Here is a 20,112-nt window from a genome sequence, read left to right as displayed (position 1 = left end):
ACGCTGCTGCGGCGACGATAGTCTAGGGGTAGCCCTACGCCAAAATAGCTCTATGCCAGGTTTGATAATTAAACAAAAGCCTCCTCTAAATAATTAGAGGAGGCTTTTGTTTTTTGCATATTTCCGTAGCTTTACTGATTACGAATTAGGGCTTGCTGAAAAAGTCATAAAAAAGCAATTCTTTTGGGTTGACGAGTTATTTAAGCAAGGTCAAAGATAAGTTTTTGTTGCCTATGGCTAGCAAAATTATAACGCTCGATTATATCAATCGCTAAAAAAGGTCTATTTTGGAAAAATATACATAAAAAGGCACAAAAAACCCGTAACAGGTGAAAGGATTTTGGGCTATTTTACCCTCAAGTCTTGCACCTGAATATACTTCTTTGGTCAGATAATCTATATACTGTGAGCTTCTCTTTCTTTTTCAGCAAGCCCGAATTAAATCTTGTACTCTCGCTACCATTTGCCTAACTCCCTCTGCATCAGGAGATTGGATACGCTGCAATATCTCCAAGGCTGGCTGCAAATAATCTAATGCTTTATTGTATATTGCCCTGTTGTTCTGCTATATGCCCTAACCACCACAACGTTGCTGCTTTGCCTTGGACATCGCCAGTTTGTTCTTTGAGGGCAAAAGATTCTTGAAAAAAGGCGATCGGCCTGACCTTGGACATCGCCGATTTGTTCACTGATGGCAAGAGATTTTTCAAAAAGGGCGATCGCTAAAACAATCCCCTCCCGCCGATACTTATCTAGCAACAGTTGCAGAGTGCGATCGCTTCCATCCACTTATACAACCGCCGTCCAGTTACTGTATAATCCTCTGGTAAATCCGCAACGTAAAATCTCTCTCAGCCAAGTTAATCAAATCGGCGATTTCCGTTAAAGGAAGCGATCGCTTTTCATACTTATTGGGATTATCAATTTGCGGATTTGTTCAGCAATAGCGATCGCATCTTCACCCTCAATCGCCAAGCGAATTTCCGCCATAGTTTACCTACAAGCATATCCAATCCAGGCTTATTTTCAATAATACCACCAGAGCGTTCGGCGTTTCTCGGTCAATAATTATTCATTATTACTAGCTGTAAAATCCTTGCATTTCCTCCACTCCCCCACTTTTCATCTCCCCAAATTCCCCTGTCGTTCGCACCGAAAACCTCGTTGCTGCCAATCTTGCATATTCACTTGGGTTAGTTTAGTCACATTTGAACATTCAGGCTGAATAAATTGACTTAAACCTGCCCAAAACAAACTGCGCGTTACATCTGCTACCGTTTTCAACCAAGACTCACGATTACCAGGAATGCCTTTTTCCTGAACAGTCACAGTTTCTACCCAAATACCATGAGCACCTAAAAGAATTTGTCCTAACCATTTGGCTCTTGGTAAGTGAGTTGGGGAAGTAATAAGCATGACTTTATGCACTCCCAAACGGCGCAAAATTGGAATACCATAATAAAAATTTTCAAAAGTGGAATCAGCACAATGTTCTAAGCAAACATTTTCTATAGGTGCTACTTCTCGTTGAAAAATCAGCCAAATACAAGGGTCTTGAGAACCGCGAGAAATTAAAATCGGCGTTTGCGGAGATTTTTTTGCTTCTTGGGCAACATAAATTTCTCTAGTAATGCTGCCACCAAGTACAAAAAAGCCATCTACTGGGGAGGATGACGCATTGAGTAGAGTTATAGTGATAAAAATCAGCCAAATACCCAACACAGCAGATAAACTCAAAGCCAATCTTTGTAACATTTGCCACATGCTCCAGATTTTTATTTTATCTTCGATGAATGTTTTTTTGTAAAAATACGTCTGTTGACACACCCACTTTCAAAGCTAAGAAAGGATTTTGTCCTATAGGCATACACTTAACCAGAAGCAAGTGCTATCTTATTAAAAGTAATTGAGGTGAGAGGACGACACACAGTGTTTGTGTCAATAATTAAGATTAACCTTCCGGAAAGAGATGACAAAGGGAAGGATAATTGTTAAAAAGTAACGCAGTGCGACCGCCGAATTTAAAGGGCAAAATTATGAAGGAATTGTAGCTTTAAATAAAGTACAAAAACCGATAAATTTCTGGAAAACCAGATTGCTAAACTTTCAATAACACAATTATTCCAGCTGATATACATGAACCAGTCTGCGAAACGTTCCTCACCGCTCCAAGTAGCCTTGATTGGTGGAGCGATCGCCACAACAGCAACTTTGTCTGTGTTCGGTCAAGCGTGGTGTCGCTCCGTCCGCGCCGCCTTACAAGATAGCCCAAAAGCGATCGTAGACCAAGTGTGGCAACTAGTAAATCGTGAATATGTTGATGGCAAATTTAATCAACAAGATTGGCAAGCAACCAGACAAACCCTTTTAAGTAAAAATTATTCTTCTCGTGAGGAAGCTTACACAGCCATCCGGGAAGCTTTAAAAAAATTGGGCGATCCTTACACTCGGTTCCTAGACCCGAAACAGTATGATGCCCTCACCAGTCAAACATCTGGGGAAGTCTCTGGAATTGGCATTCGGATGGAACTGAATGAAAAAACCAAGCGACTCACCGTTGTGGAAGCTATAGAAAATTCGCCAGCACTCAAAGCAGGTGTCAGAGCCGGCGACGAGATTCTAGCAATTGACGGCAAGCCCATACATGACCTGAAAGTAGAAGATGCCTCTAAGCTGATTCGTGGCAAAGCTGGTACTGCCATAACGTTGCGGCTTGCACGTCAAGGTCAACAAGAAATGGATGTCAAGCTGACACGAGCCACCATTGAAGTGCCAACGGTGAAATACACCCTGAAGCAAGAAGGTGGACGACGTGTTGGCTATATCAGATTGCGAGAATTCAGCGCTCACGCTGCCGACCAAATGCGGCGAGCAATTCGCGACTTGAACGGTCAGCAAGTTGATAGTTACGTCTTAGATTTGCGCGGAAATCCCGGTGGTTTGTTACAGGCAAGTATTGAAATTGCTCGCATGTGGATAGATAATGGTGGAATTGTCAAGACAGTAGACCGTGTGGGAGGAACTGAACTCAGTAAGGCAAATAACACTGCCATTACAAAACGTCCCTTAGCGGTACTGATAGATAACAATTCAGCCAGTGCTAGTGAAATCCTCACTGGCGCACTCAAGGATAATAAGCGAGCAGTAGTTGTTGGCAGTCAAAGCTTTGGCAAAGCCTTGGTACAGTCAGTGCATGAACTGCCAGACGGTTCCGGTGTAGCCATCACCATTGCCCATTACTACACCCCTCAAGGAACAGATATTAACCATAAAGGAATTACCCCTGATATCAAGATAGATTTGTCAGAGGCGCAAGAGCGTCAGTTGGCGATTAATCCAAATTTGGTGGCGACTCAAAACGATCCGCAATATGCGCGGGCGATCGCCGCTTTATCTAGCACAAACTTCGCCCAACCCAATTCAAATCAACGGTCAAAACCCTTGAGCGTTCGTGCCTCAGATTTGAAATTGTAGACCAAATATGATACTACGGATTTACGATTTAGGACTGGGAATAATAATAATTAACCCCACCCCCAAAATCATAAATCCATGAATCATCAGCCACTTGACTTCACCACCACCAACACTTTTTTCCCTCATGTGTCGGTAGTGGTGCCTATATATAATGGTGAAAAAGACTTACCAGATTTAATTTCTTGTCTATTAGCACAAACTTACCCAAAACAGCAGGTTGAGTATTTGCTGGTAGACAATAACAGTAGCGATCGCACTCTCACTTTTCTCGAAACCGCTGCTTTATATTGCCCAATTACAATTCGTCCTTTAAGCGAAAACCAAATTCAAAGCTCTTACGCTGCCAGGAATACAGGCATTCGCGCAGCTAAGAGTGAAATAATTGCCTTTACTGATGCTGATTGCCGTCCGCAACATCAATGGTTAGAAGCATTAGTACAACCTTTTGTCAAGCAAGATGTGATAATTGTCGCCGGAGAAATTGCGGCGTTACCAGGCAAAACCCTTCTAGAGCAATATGCCGATCGCCAAGAGACTTTATCACAAAAGCACACCCTCGCCCATAAATTTTGTCCATACGGTCAAACCGCTAATTTAGCAATTCGACGCACCGCATTTGAAAAAGCAGGTTTGTTCCGTCCTTATCTGACCACTGGTGGCGATGCTGACATGTGTTGGCGAATTCTCAAAGAAAACATTGGGCGTTTAGAATTTTCACCAAGAGCGATCGTCCAGCATCGCCACCGCGCTACACTTAAGGAGCTACAAAGTCAATGGCGGCGCTATGGACGCTCAAATCGCTATTTACACGAACTGCACGGTATTGAGTTGATGCGCGAGACTACAGCAAAGGAATACGGCTATCTCTTGCTGCGTTGGTTGTTGAAAGAAATACCAAAAAATAGCTACAAAGCGATCGCTCGTAAAGCCAGCCTTGTAGACTTGTTAAGTACACCTATTGGTTTATTCACTGGCATAGCACGTTACTCTGGGCAAAAAGATGCCCAATTGCCAGAAAAAGCCAAAATTATTGATTGGCTCTAGGGATGCTTGACATACTCACCGGGAGTCAACGCCTCGGTGATTCTTGACGCTTCAACGGATTCTGCGTGACCGTTGTAGTCTTACAATTCCTCTGCGCCCGTTTAGAGTCGTGGCAATGCCCTATCCCGACTTTGTGTATGTTTTTCGCGGCGTTCTCATCTCGGTCGTGTTCAGTGCCACAATTCAAGCATTGAACCAACCGAACTTTTAAATCAAGTTTGCCCCACTTGTAACCACACTCAGAACAAACTTGACTTGTTGGTTCCCATCGACTTATAACGTGGAAATCACGATTAAATTTCTCGGATTTACCTTCACACAGCGTCCTAAAATCTCTCCACCCCTGCAAGCTTATTGCTCTAGCAAGTTTGCGGTTTTTGACCAGTCCTGAAACATTCAAATCTTCCAAAACAATAACTTGGTTTTCGCTAACGATATGGAGCGATAGTTTGTGCAAGAAGTCTTTACGGGTATCCGCGATTCTGTTATGCAACTTTGCGATTTTAATCCGAGTTATGCTTCTACGTTTTGAGTCTTTGGATTGACGTGCTAATTTTTTCTGAAGCTTGCGAACATTTCTGTCTAGTCTTGAGTAACTAGGACTTACAGCTTTTTCGCCGTTACTCATTACAGCAAAGGTTTTCATACCCAAATCTATACCTATACTTTGATTCTTGGCATCAATATAAACTGGTTCAATCTCTACTACAAAGCTGAGGAAATAACGGTTAGCACAATCTTTAATTACCGTGACAGAGCTAGGCGCAGAGGGTAAAACTCTTGACCAAATAGGCTTAACATTACCGATTTTGGCTAGATAGACCTCATTGCCCTTTATTGAAAAGCCTCCTATTCTAAACCGTGCTGATTGCTGATTAGTTTTCTTTTTAAACTTGGGAGTGCCAACTTTTTTACCTTTGCGTTTCCCTTTCAGAGAATCGAAAAAGTTTTTATAAGCAACACCTAAATCTGCAACCGATTGTTGCAAGGGGATATTTGAGACATCAGATAACCAACTTCGCTCAAGAGTTTTTTTGGCTTGAGTAATTACCAACTTTTGTAAGTCGTTATTGCTTGGTAACTTTTCTGACTGTTTACAGATTGCCAAGGCATCATTCCAAACTACACGAACACAACCAAACAACTGAGACAAAAGTTGTCGCTGTTGGTCTGTCGGGTAGAAACGGTATTGATACCTAGCTTTCATTGTTAATGCTATAATTGGTCTGTAAAATAATTATACATTGGTCTGCATATAATGGCAACTATATTTAGAAGAGAAAGACATAGCGTTACGGACTTAAAAATACACTTGGTCTGCGTAACAAAATATCGTAAATCTATATTTACGTTAGAAAGCCTTGCGGGAATTGAAAAGTCGTTTCAAGAGGTGTCCAAAAAGATGGATTTTCAAATAATTGAGTTTAACGGTGAAGGGAATCACGTTCACGCGCTGATTGAGTATCCACCAAAACTATCTGTTTCTCAGATAGTTAATGCTCTAAAAGGTGTTTCTAGTCGTCGTTACGGACAACAAGGATATAAAAAACCCCACTCATCCGCTTTATGGAGTCCTAGTTATTTTGCTATTTCTGTAGGAGGTGCGCCATTGGAAATTCTTAAGGAATACATCAGAAATCAAGAAACACGTACTTGAAGGACGGGGCTTGAATCCCATTTTTTCGGTCAAGAAGAAGGGTGTAGGGTGTGGGGGGTAGGGTGTAGGGTGTAGGGTGTAGGGTGTAGGGTGTAGGGTGTAGGGAACACAGCATTGGTAGGGGCGTATGGTTAGAAAGACAAGGGTGTCGGGAAAGAATATAGAGCTATTTGAACAAATCTGTATTTTATTTCCATACCCCACACCCCACTCAGCCACCCCCAACACCCTTTCTTTCACCACACCCCACACCCTACACCCTACACCCCAAGCCAACGGGGATGCGTGAATTTTGGATTGGCAATAATTTTATTACCCATTCCCCATTCCCCAATTTCCGCTAAATTTAATAAAAGTAGTGTCAAGGAAACTTCAAATGTCAGCACAACTGTTACTGGTGGATGATGAACCGGGATTGCGTGAAGCCGTCAAGGATTATTTGCAAGAAAGCGGTTTCAGCGTTCAAGTTGCCAGTAACGCCCGTGAGGGGTGGGACTTGATGCAGCAAAGTATACCTGATTTAGTGATTTCCGACATCATGATGCCTCAGGTAGATGGCTATCAGTTCTTAAAGCAACTGCGGGAAGACCCCCGCTTTAAAACCCTGCCGGTGGTCTTTTTAACGGCAAAAGGAATGACAACCGATCGCATTCAAGGTTATCAAGCTGGTGTTGATGCTTATCTACCCAAGCCTTTCGATCCAGATGAATTAGTCGCAATTATCGAAAATTTACTGATCCGTCGCACCCAAAAGCCTCATGCTACAGGTGAAGAGGGAGAAACCTTTGATATTGCGGAACTAGCCAATCAGATTGCCCAAATTAAAGCGTTGTTAACTCAAAAAAATGCGATCGCTCAATCTCCTGCACCTTTTGCTATCGACTTGACCCCCAGAGAACAAAGTGTTTTAAATTTGGTCGCTGAAGGGCTAATGAATAAAGAAATTGCCCGTCGTTTGGAAACCAGCGTCCGCAACGTCGAAAAGTACGTCAGTCGTTTGTTTAGTAAAACTGGCACTAATAGCCGTACTGAATTAGTTCGTTTTGCTTTAGAACACGGTCTTGCTAAGTAGTCATTAGTTATTTGTCATTAGTCATTAGCTTTGGACAAAAGACAAATGACAACTGACTATTGACTCTTGCCTGGAGGGGTATCTTTGTTTGGTTGAGAATAATAAATCGGTTAAATGCACCCGATTGAATTTGTTTTGCTTACTATGTCAGTAAACAGCTACCTAATCTTTAGACAAAACAGACACTCAGGGTAATGTCTCAAACTCTAGATGACCGATATCTCATGGCAAGGTTACTAGCTTAGGCTTCCTTTATTTTGTAAGAGTAATCTGGTTTGAGCAATAAAGAAAAGAAAAATACATCTTCAAAAACCCTAAGTAACTTCAACTGTTTTGGTATAAAGGCATAGTAAGCACCCAATCATAACCGTAGTGCAAAGAAAGTAAAGGCTACTGTAAATGCGATCGCAACTTAAGCTTAAAAGCCTAATTAAATCGGCTTCCAAATAGAGCGTACTAAGTCTTTGTTCCCCTGACGCACCTTAAAAGAGGTGTCAAATCCCAAGTGAGTGTAAATAGGCAAATGGTTAAACTTAAAAAAATCACCATTTTCTGACCGATATACGATTTGCTACTACCGAAATAAGATAAGCACTCTTAGCACCTAACTATTGAATAGTTTCAGTAGAGTTTCGCAATCGCATCAGTTGACGACGCATTTGCGGTGAGGCTTTAAGTTCAGAAACCTCCTGTGCCTTGACAGACGCGTGCAGGGTTTCCAGAAACTCGTCAGACCCTTCTGTTAAAGCTTCTAACAGTACTTGCAACAGTTGATCGCGATCGCTTAATATACTCTTTTCCTCAATCATTCGGAACTTGAGATGAATTTCGCACTCATAAACACTTACATCAATGTTATTTACCTGACATGGCAATGCTTTGGAGTTCATAGTGTTTAGGATTCCTTTACTTGGTGGTGATCATGGTTGGCAGCTAAATTTCCGGCACAAATTCTTTATATTTTTTTTTGAATCCAAAGTGTTTGAATTAAGAATTTGTCTTCATTCATCGAAACTCCTTGCGGTCTGAAACCCCGTCCTTTAGTACCGGTTTATATTTGCTCCATTACACGGGGGTTGTTTAATTCGGTGTGCCGTTGTATTGCACTTTCAATGGGACAATTACCATTTCAAATCTCACAACCCTGTACGCATAACGGTTTTGTTCCTTACGGAACCTCCCTTTCGGGGTAAAGTTAGCTTCGCCAATGTTTTAAGAGCTTTTTAAACTTGTAACACTGTTCCAGTGACCTTAGAACTGTTTAATCACAAGTGACAGAGCGGAAAACTAGCTTGTCTTGCGACACGCTTACGCGAACGCATTCTCCGGTGTCGTGACTCAAAAAACGTAGTCAGTTAAGACTTAGGCTGGTCAGAATGGCTTGATGAGTTCTCATGCAAGCCCTATGCCTTGAGGCTAGGGTTCCTGACAACATTTGTATTCCATTGCACTCTCCTGCTTGTTTTTTTCTAGCTAGACTTTTGATATCTAGATTTTCGCCACGACTGTGCCATCTGCGCTTTATAGTAAGCCATAACTATTATTCAGTTTTTAAGATTCTATACAATAAAGTTTCTGTAAGAAGTTGCCTGACCTTTTTAAAGCTTTTTACATCAACTTTATCTTTACGTCAATAACAGTTCTACATTTGACTAGAAAACTAGTGGTTACACTTACGCAAAAGTCAGGTTTTTTCTCTATTTCATTAGAGCCTGAGGCGGTTATAGCATAATTCCGTAAAATTACTACATGTGCGATTTTTTCATAAGAAATTAGATGAGGCATTTATAAGAAAAATTATTAGAGATAAAATTTTTTTTCGGGATGACATACACACCAATCCAATTATTCTGTGTTGAGTGCCTCACTGTGGCATGACTAAAGCGGCTGACGAACGCCAAAAGGGGCATAAACTTTTTAGCTTTGATTAGCAGACCGCTACGGCAAATTTGGGGTTCCCCAGACAGGAATGAGGAATAAAATTTATTTTCCTCTTTATTAAGGTACATCTGTTCTTGATTTTAGGAGTCTGTTTTTCCTTCAGCTTTAAGCATTGACTTTTTCTTTCTATCATGCATTAGCTTCCCTCAATAAATGGTAGAACCTCATGATTAACGCTCCGCAAGGTTTATAGGCATGATTACCACCCATAAAGGAAGTAAGGTGCGCCTTAAATGATAATCACAAGAAGACATTCAAGAGAAGAAAGAGCGTTTACAATAATTTCAGTGTAATCAACCAAAATCTTACACCGTTTTATGGACAACCCGATGCTGCTCAAGTCAACAACCCGGCATATCCGCATTTTTGCCGGAGAAATTGACTCTCATGGCGAACTGGTTCCTAGCAATCAGGTCTTAACGTTAGATGTAGACCCAGACAACGAATTTAACTGGAACGAAGATGCGCTGCAAAAAATTTATCGCAAGTTTGATGAATTGGTCGAAGGATCTAGTGGTGCAGACCTTACAGACTATAACTTGCGCCGCATAGGGTCAGATTTAGAGCATTATATGCGATCGCTTCTACAAAAAGGCGAAATCAGCTACAATCTCACTGCCCGCGTCACTAACTACAGCATGGGTCTTCCCCAAGTCGCTGTAGAAAACTAACAAAGTAGTCACAAAGAAGGGTGTGGGGTGTTGGGGGTAGGGTGTGGGGAAGACGGCTCATGCCAGGAGATTGAACTCCGACCAATGCTGTGTTCCCTACACCCCACACCCCACACCCCACACCCTTCTTTTTGACCCTTAACCCTTGACTATATGACTAAATTTTTCACAAGCAGGCTCATTTTTATGCCTGCTCTTATTTTGTCACTGTTACTCAACTCTCCAGCACTAGCCGCAGAATTGGTAGGACGTGCAGTTTTACCAGCCGATACTTTTGCTCCTGGTTCAACCACAGGTCAATTAAAGAAGACAAATCGCACCGTTCCCTTTATCAATGCACAACCCGTGCAGGGATTTTCCGCTGTCATACCAGGACAAAAAGTCGGTACTTATCTAGTAATTTCCGATAACGGTTTCGGTTCAAAAGCGAATTCACCTGACAACGTGCTGCGTATTTACGCACTAGAACCGGATTTTACTACGGGTCAAGTTTTCGCAGTTAATTTCCAAACTGGTGAAAGACTTAAAAGCTTTAACCGCAAAAGTTTTTTAGAACTAAATGATAAAAGAAATTTAGTTAACTTCCCCATAATCGCTTCACAGAAAGTTTATCCAAGTAGTAACATTCCCGTCAGTCGCGGAATAGCGAAAAATCGCTTGCTGACAGGAGGAGATTTTGATACAGAATCTTTTCGTCGAGTCAGTGATGGCACTTTCTGGGTAGGAGATGAGTTTGGTCCATTTTTACTACACGTAGGAAAAGATGGTGAATTGCTGGATTCCCCGATTCCTTTGCCTAACTTTGTAGCGATCGGTAAGTTAAATTTTGTAAAATCTCCAGATAATCCAGAATTAGCCAATTTACCTGATGATACTGCCCGAACTGCTGCCGCTAATCTTGGTGGTTCTAAGGGGTTTGAAGGCTTGGCGCTGAATAGTAGCGGCACAAAGCTTTACGCTATGCTAGAAGGGGCATTAAAGGATGAACAAGTGCAATCTAGGGCTTTGACTCTGGAGACGCGATCGCGGTTGTTAATTAATGAATTTGATTTAGCAACCAAACAGTACACAGGTAAAGTTTTTTCCTATAAGTTAGAAAACCCCGATTACGCAATAGGTGATTTGACTGCGATTAACGACAACGAATTTATTGTCATCGAACGCGATAATAACCAAGGCGACCCTAATAATCCAGCTTTTAAAACACCTGCTCAATTCAAACGCCTTTATAAAATTAATATCACCAATCTAGATAAACAGGGTTTTCTCAAAAAAGAATTACTAGTAGATTTGCTGAAAATATTCGACCCCAAAGGTATTGCTGGAAACCTTAGCAAAAATGGTATATTTACATTTCCTTTTGTGACAATCGAAAACGTTTTGCCTATAGATGCCAGAACATTGCTGGTAATCAACGATAACAATTATGCTGATAGCATTGGTCGTTATCCAGCGCAAGCCGATAATACTGAATTCATCAAAATTAGGCTAGATAAACCCTTAAATTTAGTTAAAAGTCAATAAGATTAAGTTTAATTAAGAAATTTTGGGAAAAAATACAGTTATTGCAGCAGATTGCGTTATGAAATACACGTAGAGACGTAGCAATGCTACGTCTCTACAAGGAGAGGGGTTTTACGCATGTACCTCCTAAATCTAAAATTTTCTGTAAGTATTTGAAAATGCAGATAAATTATTTATATTTTTATGAGTGAGAAAATTGACACGCAGCTTTAGTCCTATCTTATTTTCTAGCCTTGAGCGCAAGATTTCTATCTTCAACAGAATTTTATTAATTTTGATTACAGTTTGATTGAATTCAATGTGCCAATCTGCTAGGCGCAAGTAATGTAAGTGGTAATAAATCCAATTTTTGAGCGTCGCATCCGCACTTATTGTCATGAGCATGAAGCCAGTAGCAATTAGTGCCTAACAATTCGTTATCTTTAGGCTTAATTAAGGTTAATTTATGTCAACCTACTTATAAACTATAAAAATACCAGATTATCTGCCTATTGCTGATGAAATAATTCATCAAAAGCAAACTGGATGTTCTGGTGGGGGTTATGATTTGGTAACAGGTCTGGAGTAATAGATGCTTTAGTGACAAAGAGTAACAGAGCAGAGAAGCTATGATTGGGCTGTAGGGTTTACTATTGAGTATGTTAGTTGGGAAAGCTGATAAAGTTGATAAATAAGTATTAGCACCTGCTGGCTGCCGCGCTGGCGTTCCGATGATTCTATCATTAGATAAGTCAAGTTAAACATGAGCGGTCTGCCGCTGTCACTGCTGTTTTTGGAAATTGCTAATCGCTGATCGGTGCGAAAATTATGGAAAATGACGCGGCAACGCTATATTGCCCAAATGAACTTTGTCAGGCGCCCAACCCCTTAACCCATAAGTTTTGTCAGCAATGTCGCACACCCTTACCGAAGCGTTACTTGTGGGTGGTGGGAGATGGGGAAAGTGTGGGTAACTCCGGAGAAACATTAGCCGATCGCTATTTAGTCATCAATGAATCAGTTCTTTTAGATACTAAACCCGCTTTTGCACATGACACTCCAGGGTTAGAAAATTTCCAGTCAATCAGACCTTATCTGCGACTAATTCCCTACCGCTTACATGTTCCGCAGGTTTATGGAGTGCTACAGCTAGCTTCGAAGCAGCAAGTGCGGGAAATATTACTTATAGAAAAACCGCCACTTTTCACCAATAACAGCACCAACCAAGTACAACTCTACAACGATTTAATTACTGCTTGGAGTCATGCCACATCAATGCGGCAACTCAATTGGCTGTGGCAAATCGCTCAACTTTGGCAACCTTTAGCGAGTGAGGGTGTCGCCTCTAGCTTACTCGATCCTCATTTATTACGGGTAGAAGGATCGTTAGTGCGTTTGTTGGAATTGCGTGTAGATTCAACAACACCAGAGTTACCTGAATTGGGTAAATTTTGGCAGCAGTTATGCATCAAGGCAAAAAGTGCGATCGCCCAATTAGTAAATCAAATTTGTCATTCTTTGATTCAAGGAGAAATAAACTCCTCTGAACATTTAATAGAAGTTTTAGATAAAGGACTGGCAGACGTAGGCAAAACACAAAAACCTACGATTAAGATTATCACCAAAACCGAAACAGGTCCCAGCCGCCAACGCAACGAAGATGCATGTTATCCTCCCGCAGGAACTCTTTTAAGCAAACCCCCTAACTCCACAGCTTTAGCTATTGTCTGTGATGGTATCGGCGGACACGAAGGTGGTAATGTCGCATCACATTTAGCAATTGAAACGATTCAGCAGCAAGTACAGCATCTGAGCAAACTTCCCCCCGACCATATAGTAGCGGCAAATCTGCTCACAGACTTAGAAAACGCAGCAGCCGTTGCCAACGATCAAATTAGTCAGCGTAACGACAGCGAAAATCGCCAAGGACGCCAGCGTATGGGTACAACTCTGGTGATGGCGTTGCCTATTGCCCATGAAATGTATATTACCCACGTTGGTGATAGCCGCGCCTACTGGATTACACGCCACGGCTGTTATCAAGTTACCCTTGATGATGATGTCGCCTCCCGTGAAGTGCGGCTAGGCTATGCTATTTACCGTGAGGCTGTGCAACAAAGTTCCTCTGGTTCTTTAGTGCAGGCTTTAGGTATGAGTCCCAGTCTTTCATTGCATCCTACGGCACAGCGGTTTATCCTGGACGAAGATTCGATTTTCCTGCTGTGTTCTGATGGTTTAAGCGATTTTGACCGAGTTGATGAATACTGGGAAACGGAAATCTTGCCGATTCTTACTGGTGAAACAGATGTTGTCAAAGTCGCTAATCGGTTAATTGAAATTGCTAACACCAAAAATGGACATGATAATGTAACCATAGCTTTAGTACATTGTCAAGTCAAATACTCGGAACCAAAATCAAAGTTGACAGCAGTCATTCCTGAACCTTCCCTAATTAAAACTTCTGATTACGCGCCCACAGTAATTCAAAGCGCTGCTTCCAGCACTCCCAATCAAAAAACGCAAGTAATTCCCGAAACTAAGCCAGCGAGACGGTTGAAAGTGCCGCTACAGTTGGGAATTATCTTATTATTGGTTACGGGAGCCGGGTTATTCAGCTACTGGGTGACGGAATGGTGGCGATCGCAATCAATAACTGCAAATTTTCGCACTCTTCCAACTCAGGTGCAACCTACAAATCCGAGTGTTACCACTCCACCTGAGAAACAACTATCGCTTTCTGATTTAGATGTTGGTTCTGAGATTACCAGCGATAGAGAAATAACTCTGAGTAAAAAGAGTAAAAATAAATCTGCCCCAAATTTAGCAGTCACAGCACCAGCAGGTAGTATTCTGCAAGTTATCGAGAAACCAATTCCTCAAGAGGAAGACTCTCTAGTGCATCTGCGAGTCTGTTCAGTTGGTAACAAGGCTCAACCGAATAATAACACTGAACAAACAATAAAAAAATCATCTAACACCAAATCCACCACCACCGCTTCTAAACTTTTGGTCAAAAAAGGGGAAAATGTATGGATTCAATTCTCCCAACTTCAGGGCTTAAATCCCTTGATTTCCGCACCGAGGCAATCCGGTCAATGTCAAGCTGATAGTAAAGCTGCACCTGACTCTGTTAACCAACCTGTGGCTCCGTCTATAGTTGCACCCTCACCTGATGATGATGATCTACCCCAAAGGTAGCATCAACGAAGTAAAAGAATCGATAAACCAAAAAAAACCTAAAATAATAATAAAGGAAAAAATCAGCAAGGCAGAAATTTATGCTTTGTAACATGATTATTGGAAATTATTTGATTAAACCTTTTAGTTTGATGAATCCATGCCATTCCTGAACCTGGCGATCGCCCGTCTCAATATCGGCACCGACAACTTCGCCATTTGGGTAGTCAACGCACCCTATCCAAGTGGTTATGCTCACCATGACTGTGTATGGTCTCCACACCTAACTCAAGCATGGATTGAGTGGCAAGAAATGTTTGCTGGTCATGGTCGCTTGGATCTTCCTCCAGGCTCAACTCCTCCACCTACCAATCCACAAACTATGGACTTGGTTTCACCGCCGAATGGTCAGACCCCTGGTCCTTACACTAGTCGTCTGATGCAATACTTGGGAATAAGTTTGTGGCGTTGGGTATTTGACAAAGCTATTCTCGGTAGTCTAGAACGTAGTCAAGGTATGGCTATGGGTGAGCATACACCTTTGCGGTTGCGATTGGAAATTCGCGACCCAGACCTCATCGCCCTACCTTGGGAAATTATGCAGCGAGAAGCTGGTCAACCCGCAATTTCACTTAGTAAACAAGTGTTATTTAGTCGCACAACCACAGAAGTAGATCCTCTGCCGTATTTGCGAACTGATCCAGCTTTAAATATTCTGCTGGTTTTGGGATATGACGAGAAACTCCAACTGGAAAAAGAAGCTGCTATTCTCAAAAAAACTCTTTGCGATAGTCCTGTAGTCGGTAATCATTCTCAAGGATATGCGCCATGTACGGTGACTACACTTTTGCAACCAACTCGACAACAGTTGATTCAAGAGCTAGAAAGCAGAGAATATAATGTTTTATTTTATGCCGGTCATGGTCTGCCAGCCCCAGATGGAGGTTTACTGTTTTTGCAACCGGATATGGCACTTAATGGCATAGAATTAGCGCAAGTCTTGACTCGGAATAACGTAAACTTAGCGGTTTTTAATTCCTGTTGGGGAGCACAACCAGATGGCGTAAATCGCCAAGCTATACCTTCTAGTAGTTTGGCAGAAGTGCTGATTCGTCATGGTGTGCCGGCAGTTTTGGCAATGCGCGATCAAATTCGCGATGATGAAAGTTTAAGTTTTATTCAAGCTTTTGCTCAAGCTTTGCGAAAACGTTTACCAATTGATGAAGCTGTAGCAGAAGCAAGGCAACATTTATTAACAATCTATAAGTTCAATCAACCCGCTTGGACTTTACCAGTTCTCTATTTACATCCCAATTTTAATGGCGAACTGATTAAGAGCTTTGATGAAGGAATTACCGAACTGCCGGAAACGGCTATCCCCAGTATAACTTCCTCAGATCCGACTGCTTCTTTGCGATCGCAAACAGGAGGTGTAACCTGGTTTTTACGAAGTGGTGTTACCCGTATCGGTCGCACGAAAGATAATGATATTGTCATCCCAGAAGGATCTGTTTCTAAACGGCACGCAGAAATTTTATGCCGAAATAATCTCAGCGGTGCTACTCCCATCCGGACTTATTCCCTGCAAGATTTGTCCACTTACGGAACTACCTGGTTTTTAGCGGCAAACAGTTGGCAACAAATCCTCCGTCAGGAAGTACCCTTAAAATCGGGAATGCAGTTAAAGTTTGGTAGTCCTAAAGGTGAAATATGGCAGTTTATTATTGAAGATTCTGAGGACTAGGGACTGGGGACTGGGGACTAGGGACTGGGGACTGGGGACTGGGGACTGGAACAAGAATTATTACCTTGCATAATTAATTTATGAAGATGCCTGATAAAAGAAAATACAATTTATGTCAATATAACTTTTCGGAAAAAAAAATATATCTGTTTCAAGTAAATCAAATTTATTTTGCGGAAATCGGATTCTTCCAACTGTAGCTGTCAATAGTGGTAAATAATCAATCGGAGACGAAAAATGGCTAAAAATATAAACGCTTCAGACACTTTCCATCCCTTACCCTCTCAATTCGATTTAGAATTGTTGTCATCTCTCCTGGAGCCGGAAGATGCTACTTATCCCTGGAATCCTGCTGACGAAGAGTCAGAAATGTATTTTAGAGAACTAGAAGAACAGTTCGCTCAAGATTTAACAGATGAAGAACTGACCAGTAATTCCCAAATTTTTTATGGAAAACTTGACACGCTTTGGTCAGAAATTTCTGAATGCTCACACTACAAATGTAATACAATTAATCTTACTTTAGATAATCTTCAAAAAACTTTACATTCGGCTTTTGCTGCCAGTGTACCCCAAAGTTGGCTAAATGCGATCGCTCAAAAAGCATCAGAAATGTTAAACAGCAGCCGATCAATTGGCGATCAATTATTGGTTGAGTGTGTTCAGAGTGTACTACCAAGTTGGGAAACAGAAGACCTTTTAGTTCTAGCGCGTCCTTACGCTTATGCCATGCGAGGCTTGGAAGCGCAAAATGCAGAATCTACAATTAGTAACATCAACAATCGAGAATGGACAGCTTTATCTCAAATCGAACAAGCAAAAGTTAGTTTAGCGATCGCTCACTATGCCTTCACCCAATTAGATAATCTTCAATCAGAAACCTAAATTGAGAATTCTATGTATCTGGTTTGATTTCTTTGATGTGGGAAAGCAGCAGTGCAGCACAAAGAGCATTTATGTTGCTAGTGTAATAAGGGACAAGGTAGTAAGACTTGTAGTTTTTGTCTGAATGCCTGCGTTATTTTTACGCCTTATATGCCATTCTCACAATCTTTAATTATTTTTTCAAAGTATAGATCGCCTACGTTATCACAACCATAAGATAGACGTTAGATAAGCGTCATCTACCCAAAGACATAAAAGATAATTGAAGTTCAATAAATGTAAGTCAACAGTCAAAAGTCAACAGTCTAAAAAGTCTTGACCCTTGACCCTTGACCCCCATCTCTCATTTTGGTTCGATAAAGCGGGTAGCAAAATTTTGCGATCGCGTTGGAGATAATACCCGTGCTTTGAGAATTGCTGCCATCAAAAAGGCGTAAGACAACACCCCAACCACCACCAAAAGTAAGGCATTGATTGATCCTGTTGCGTTCCACAAAGCGTGGAGTGCTGAAGCGCTAAGATAACCAACAGGCAAAATCTGCCAACTTCTGCGGGGCTTGAGAACAGCTAACCCGATAAAATACCCTAGATACCCGCTATAAGCCATGTGTCCGGCAACAGACCCTAAAATGCGAGGAATTAACAGTTGCAATCCTACCAGTTGACCAGCCGCTATCCCCGATTGTACTGTCGCATTTTGAGTAATCGAAGGTACATACTGTCCCAAAGTTTCTAATAGTGTGAAACCTACGGCAGAAGCAGTTCCTAGAAGGATGCCATCTAGAGGTTCCCAAACGCCAACACGTTCGCGTAAAGGCGAGGGTAGTACTCTGGCGATCGCATAGGCACCCAATACTGGTAGCGCCTTCAGTAATTCCTCCATCAAACCGGCGCCAAAAAAGTAACGTACCAGTAACTCTGTGAAGGTGGGAGTATCTCCACCAGAAGGCAAGTTACCAGGTAAGATACCGCGAAATACGAAGATAAATATATCTAACAAAGGACTGCGTAAAATCAGCGTAGTCGTTAATGCTGAAGCTAATAGCACCCACCAAGGCTTTTGTTTGCCGCAAAGCTGATAGACAAAATAGTAAGCCGCAAAAGCGATGTAAGTGGCGACAATAACTTGATTGGCTTGGGGATGACCTACTGTGGCAAACATTAGTACTACAAATACTACTGTCAGCATTCCCGGTATCAGGTATGCTTTACGAGTTAAATCTTTGCCAGTCGAAATAATCGGAAACAGTTGAGTGAAGCTTACAGAGTCTACTTTTTGGATCGACTGGAGAGGAGTCGCTGCTGGTGGTAACGGTTTAGAAGCAGGTTGCGACATCACCGTTGCTTGGGGGATGAGTTCGTATTCAAACAGTAATTCTGGACCATCATAACCTAAAGTTATGCGATCGCCTGGTTGCAATTCCTGAGTACCTTGCAAGCGTTTTCCATTTAAATAAGTGCCATTAGCACTATTTAAATCAGAAATTACCCAGCTAAATCTAGCATCTGCGGATGATGAGAGGGGACGAACCACCGCATGACGACGCGATACCATCCGATAGTTCATGGCATCGAACATAACTTGGCAATTGGGATCGCGTCCAATTACCGCGTCTTTACTGGCAAGGAGCGAGTAGCGAGATGCCGACCCAAAAGCTGCTTCATTACCAGACACTAGCCGCAGAAAAGCATTATGTCTTGCGTTTTTCCCTGTCATTGAGTTAGAATTCGTTTCTCAATTAATTCGCTTAAATTATCACAGCAGCAGGACTTAACCGTAGCCACATCAACAGCAGCATTGCTAAATACAATATAGCCTCACTTACTGTTAAACAATTAGAAATTTATAAATCAGAATTTAAGATAGTATTATCCCTGACAGGTAAGGATTCTGGCTATCTAAGGTGTAGAAGTGCATTCTTTTTCCTAAGCTGTATAAAGTTATAGCTCATAGTTTATCTGCTTTCAAGCACCTTATTAAAGATTAAATTTATCCTAATTAATAAAATATTAGTAGTCTTTACCAAGATTAATTGTATTTAAAAATATAAAAAGTTTAAAATTTTTTGTAGTAGAGACGTTGTAGCGCAACGTCTCTACTATCTGTATTGCATACAAGTCCAAACCGCTATATTGCCTCATCAGCCGAGACATCTACGTAAGTTCCTTTAGAAAGGCTTATGTCGGGACTACACGCAGGGGAGAGGCGAATAAATACAGGGCTTACGCAGTGTCACTAATTTTCTAGCTTTTTTGTTAACACTCAACATTCTAAAAACCTGGATGCGTGAACTTTCTTATAAAACATCCTCTTAAATAAATTATGCTTTAATCAATCTTTTAGGGAAAACTAAACCACAGTGTAACAAAATGGGGAACAGTGAGAAAACGTTACTTATATCGTTGGTTTAAACTTTTTAGATTCATTTTTCCACAAACCAGCCAAAACCGCCTTTATCAGCTTTTTACTCACCAGAATATTGGGCGATCGCTCCCTGTTGCCATTGGCATTGTCATTTCAATTGTGGTTTTGTTGCTCTGGCAGAGTTTACTGATATATCAGCAAAATGAGATTAACCTTTTAATTGCTCAGGAAGCGACTGCTGTCAAAACTGACTTAAGCAGCCGACTTAACACCCGCATTCCTGCCTTAGAACGGATGGCAAGACGGTGGGAAGCCAGTGGAGGTACTCTTCGGTCAATATGGGAAATTGATGCAGCCAATTATTTGAAGGATCTCAAAGGATATCAGGCGATCCAGTGGGTTGATTCTACTGCTCATGTCCGTTGGATTGCTCCTCTCAAAGGTAATGAGGCTACACTCAATCTGGATCTTAGCCAGAGTGCTGAACGTCGAACTACCCTCTTAACTGCTCGCAATACAAGGCAAACAACCTTAACTCGCACCCTACCTAGAACTAAAACAGGGTGGTAAGGGCTT

The 20,112-nt window shown here is 41.6% G+C and carries 16 protein-coding genes; 11 read left to right on the top strand and 5 right to left on the bottom strand.

What is annotated here, in order from left to right:
- Positions 1–539 precede the first annotated feature (539 nt).
- Positions 540–674 (bottom strand): hypothetical protein, encoded by a 135-nt coding sequence (locus TOL9009_RS49345; protein ID WP_260675896.1) that lies wholly within the window; start codon positions 672–674, stop codon positions 540–542.
- 17 nt (positions 675–691) lie between these two features.
- Between TOL9009_RS49345 and TOL9009_RS47315 the strand changes: the two genes are divergently transcribed.
- A complete protein-coding gene (locus tag TOL9009_RS47315; RefSeq protein ID WP_186227714.1) occupies positions 692–886 on the top strand; it encodes a hypothetical protein in 195 nt (64 codons plus the stop codon).
- 236 nt (positions 887–1,122) lie between these two features.
- Here TOL9009_RS47315 and TOL9009_RS0114685 read toward each other — a convergent pair whose 3' ends face one another.
- A complete protein-coding gene (locus TOL9009_RS0114685; protein ID WP_051502902.1) occupies positions 1,123–1,764 on the bottom strand; it encodes a YdcF family protein in 642 nt (213 codons plus the stop codon).
- Positions 1,765–2,136: 372 nt separating this feature from the next.
- Between TOL9009_RS0114685 and ctpB the strand changes: the two genes are divergently transcribed.
- Together ctpB and TOL9009_RS0114675 are read left to right on the top strand one after the other, a co-directional pair.
- Positions 2,137–3,474: a carboxyl-terminal processing protease CtpB gene (gene ctpB, locus TOL9009_RS0114680; RefSeq protein ID WP_029633475.1), complete on the top strand. Its 1,338-nt coding sequence runs from the start codon at positions 2,137–2,139 to the stop codon at positions 3,472–3,474.
- 78 nt (positions 3,475–3,552) lie between these two features.
- Positions 3,553–4,521: a glycosyltransferase gene (locus TOL9009_RS0114675; protein WP_029633474.1), complete on the top strand. Its 969-nt coding sequence runs from the start codon at positions 3,553–3,555 to the stop codon at positions 4,519–4,521.
- 25 nt (positions 4,522–4,546) lie between these two features.
- Here the strand turns inward: TOL9009_RS0114675 and TOL9009_RS0114670 are convergent, their stop codons facing one another.
- Complete coding sequence (locus TOL9009_RS0114670) at positions 4,547–5,728, bottom strand: RNA-guided endonuclease InsQ/TnpB family protein (RefSeq protein ID WP_029633473.1); 1,182 nt, start codon at positions 5,726–5,728, stop codon at positions 4,547–4,549.
- Between the two features lie 51 nt (positions 5,729–5,779).
- On the opposite strand from TOL9009_RS0114670, the gene tnpA reads away from it, so the two are divergent.
- On the top strand, positions 5,780–6,178 hold the full coding sequence (gene tnpA, locus TOL9009_RS0114665) for an IS200/IS605 family transposase (protein WP_029633472.1): 399 nt from the start codon (positions 5,780–5,782) through the stop codon (positions 6,176–6,178).
- 376 nt (positions 6,179–6,554) lie between these two features.
- Positions 6,555–7,250 (top strand): response regulator transcription factor, encoded by a 696-nt coding sequence (locus TOL9009_RS0114655; RefSeq protein ID WP_029633471.1) that lies wholly within the window; start codon positions 6,555–6,557, stop codon positions 7,248–7,250.
- A 608-nt stretch (positions 7,251–7,858) separates the two neighbouring features.
- Here the strand turns inward: TOL9009_RS0114655 and TOL9009_RS0114650 are convergent.
- The gene (locus tag TOL9009_RS0114650) at positions 7,859–8,140 is read right to left on the bottom strand and encodes an Npun_R1517 family heterocyst differentiation transcriptional regulator (protein ID WP_029633470.1); all 282 of its coding nucleotides are present in this window, start codon (positions 8,138–8,140) and stop codon (positions 7,859–7,861) included.
- A 1,368-nt stretch (positions 8,141–9,508) separates the two neighbouring features.
- Here TOL9009_RS0114650 and ndhM point away from each other — a divergent pair.
- The 5 genes from ndhM (at position 9,509) to TOL9009_RS0114620 (ending at position 17,171) form a co-directional block, all read left to right on the top strand.
- Positions 9,509–9,862: an NAD(P)H-quinone oxidoreductase subunit M gene (gene ndhM / locus TOL9009_RS0114645; RefSeq protein ID WP_029633469.1), complete on the top strand. Its 354-nt coding sequence runs from the start codon at positions 9,509–9,511 to the stop codon at positions 9,860–9,862.
- A gap of 186 nt (positions 9,863–10,048) precedes the next feature.
- Positions 10,049–11,386 (top strand): esterase-like activity of phytase family protein, encoded by a 1,338-nt coding sequence (locus TOL9009_RS0114640; protein WP_242055727.1) that lies wholly within the window; start codon positions 10,049–10,051, stop codon positions 11,384–11,386.
- Between the two features lie 807 nt (positions 11,387–12,193).
- Positions 12,194–14,563 (top strand): PP2C family serine/threonine-protein phosphatase, encoded by a 2,370-nt coding sequence (locus TOL9009_RS39195; RefSeq protein WP_051502901.1) that lies wholly within the window; start codon positions 12,194–12,196, stop codon positions 14,561–14,563.
- 139 nt (positions 14,564–14,702) lie between these two features.
- Complete coding sequence (locus TOL9009_RS0114625) at positions 14,703–16,286, top strand: CHAT domain-containing protein (protein WP_029633466.1); 1,584 nt, start codon at positions 14,703–14,705, stop codon at positions 16,284–16,286.
- A gap of 237 nt (positions 16,287–16,523) precedes the next feature.
- Positions 16,524–17,171 carry a hypothetical protein gene (locus tag TOL9009_RS0114620; protein WP_029633465.1) on the top strand — a complete coding sequence of 216 codons (648 nt, stop codon included), beginning with the start codon at positions 16,524–16,526 and terminating at the stop codon, positions 17,169–17,171.
- A gap of 343 nt (positions 17,172–17,514) precedes the next feature.
- Here TOL9009_RS0114620 and TOL9009_RS0114615 read toward each other — a convergent pair whose 3' ends face one another.
- Complete coding sequence (locus tag TOL9009_RS0114615; RefSeq protein ID WP_029633464.1) at positions 17,515–18,888, bottom strand: PrsW family glutamic-type intramembrane protease; 1,374 nt, start codon at positions 18,886–18,888, stop codon at positions 17,515–17,517.
- 663 nt (positions 18,889–19,551) lie between these two features.
- Between TOL9009_RS0114615 and TOL9009_RS0114610 the strand changes: the two genes are divergently transcribed.
- The gene (locus tag TOL9009_RS0114610; RefSeq protein ID WP_029633463.1) at positions 19,552–20,106 is read left to right on the top strand and encodes a CHASE domain-containing protein; all 555 of its coding nucleotides are present in this window, start codon (positions 19,552–19,554) and stop codon (positions 20,104–20,106) included.
- The last annotated feature ends 6 nt before the right edge of the window (positions 20,107–20,112 follow it).

This window comes from [Scytonema hofmanni] UTEX 2349 (assembly GCF_000582685.1).
In the GTDB taxonomy this organism is placed as follows: Bacteria; Cyanobacteriota; Cyanobacteriia; order Cyanobacteriales; family Nostocaceae; genus Hassallia; species Hassallia hofmanni.
Note: the sequence above shows the minus strand (reverse complement) of the source record. Positions and strands in the feature narration are given on the sequence as shown.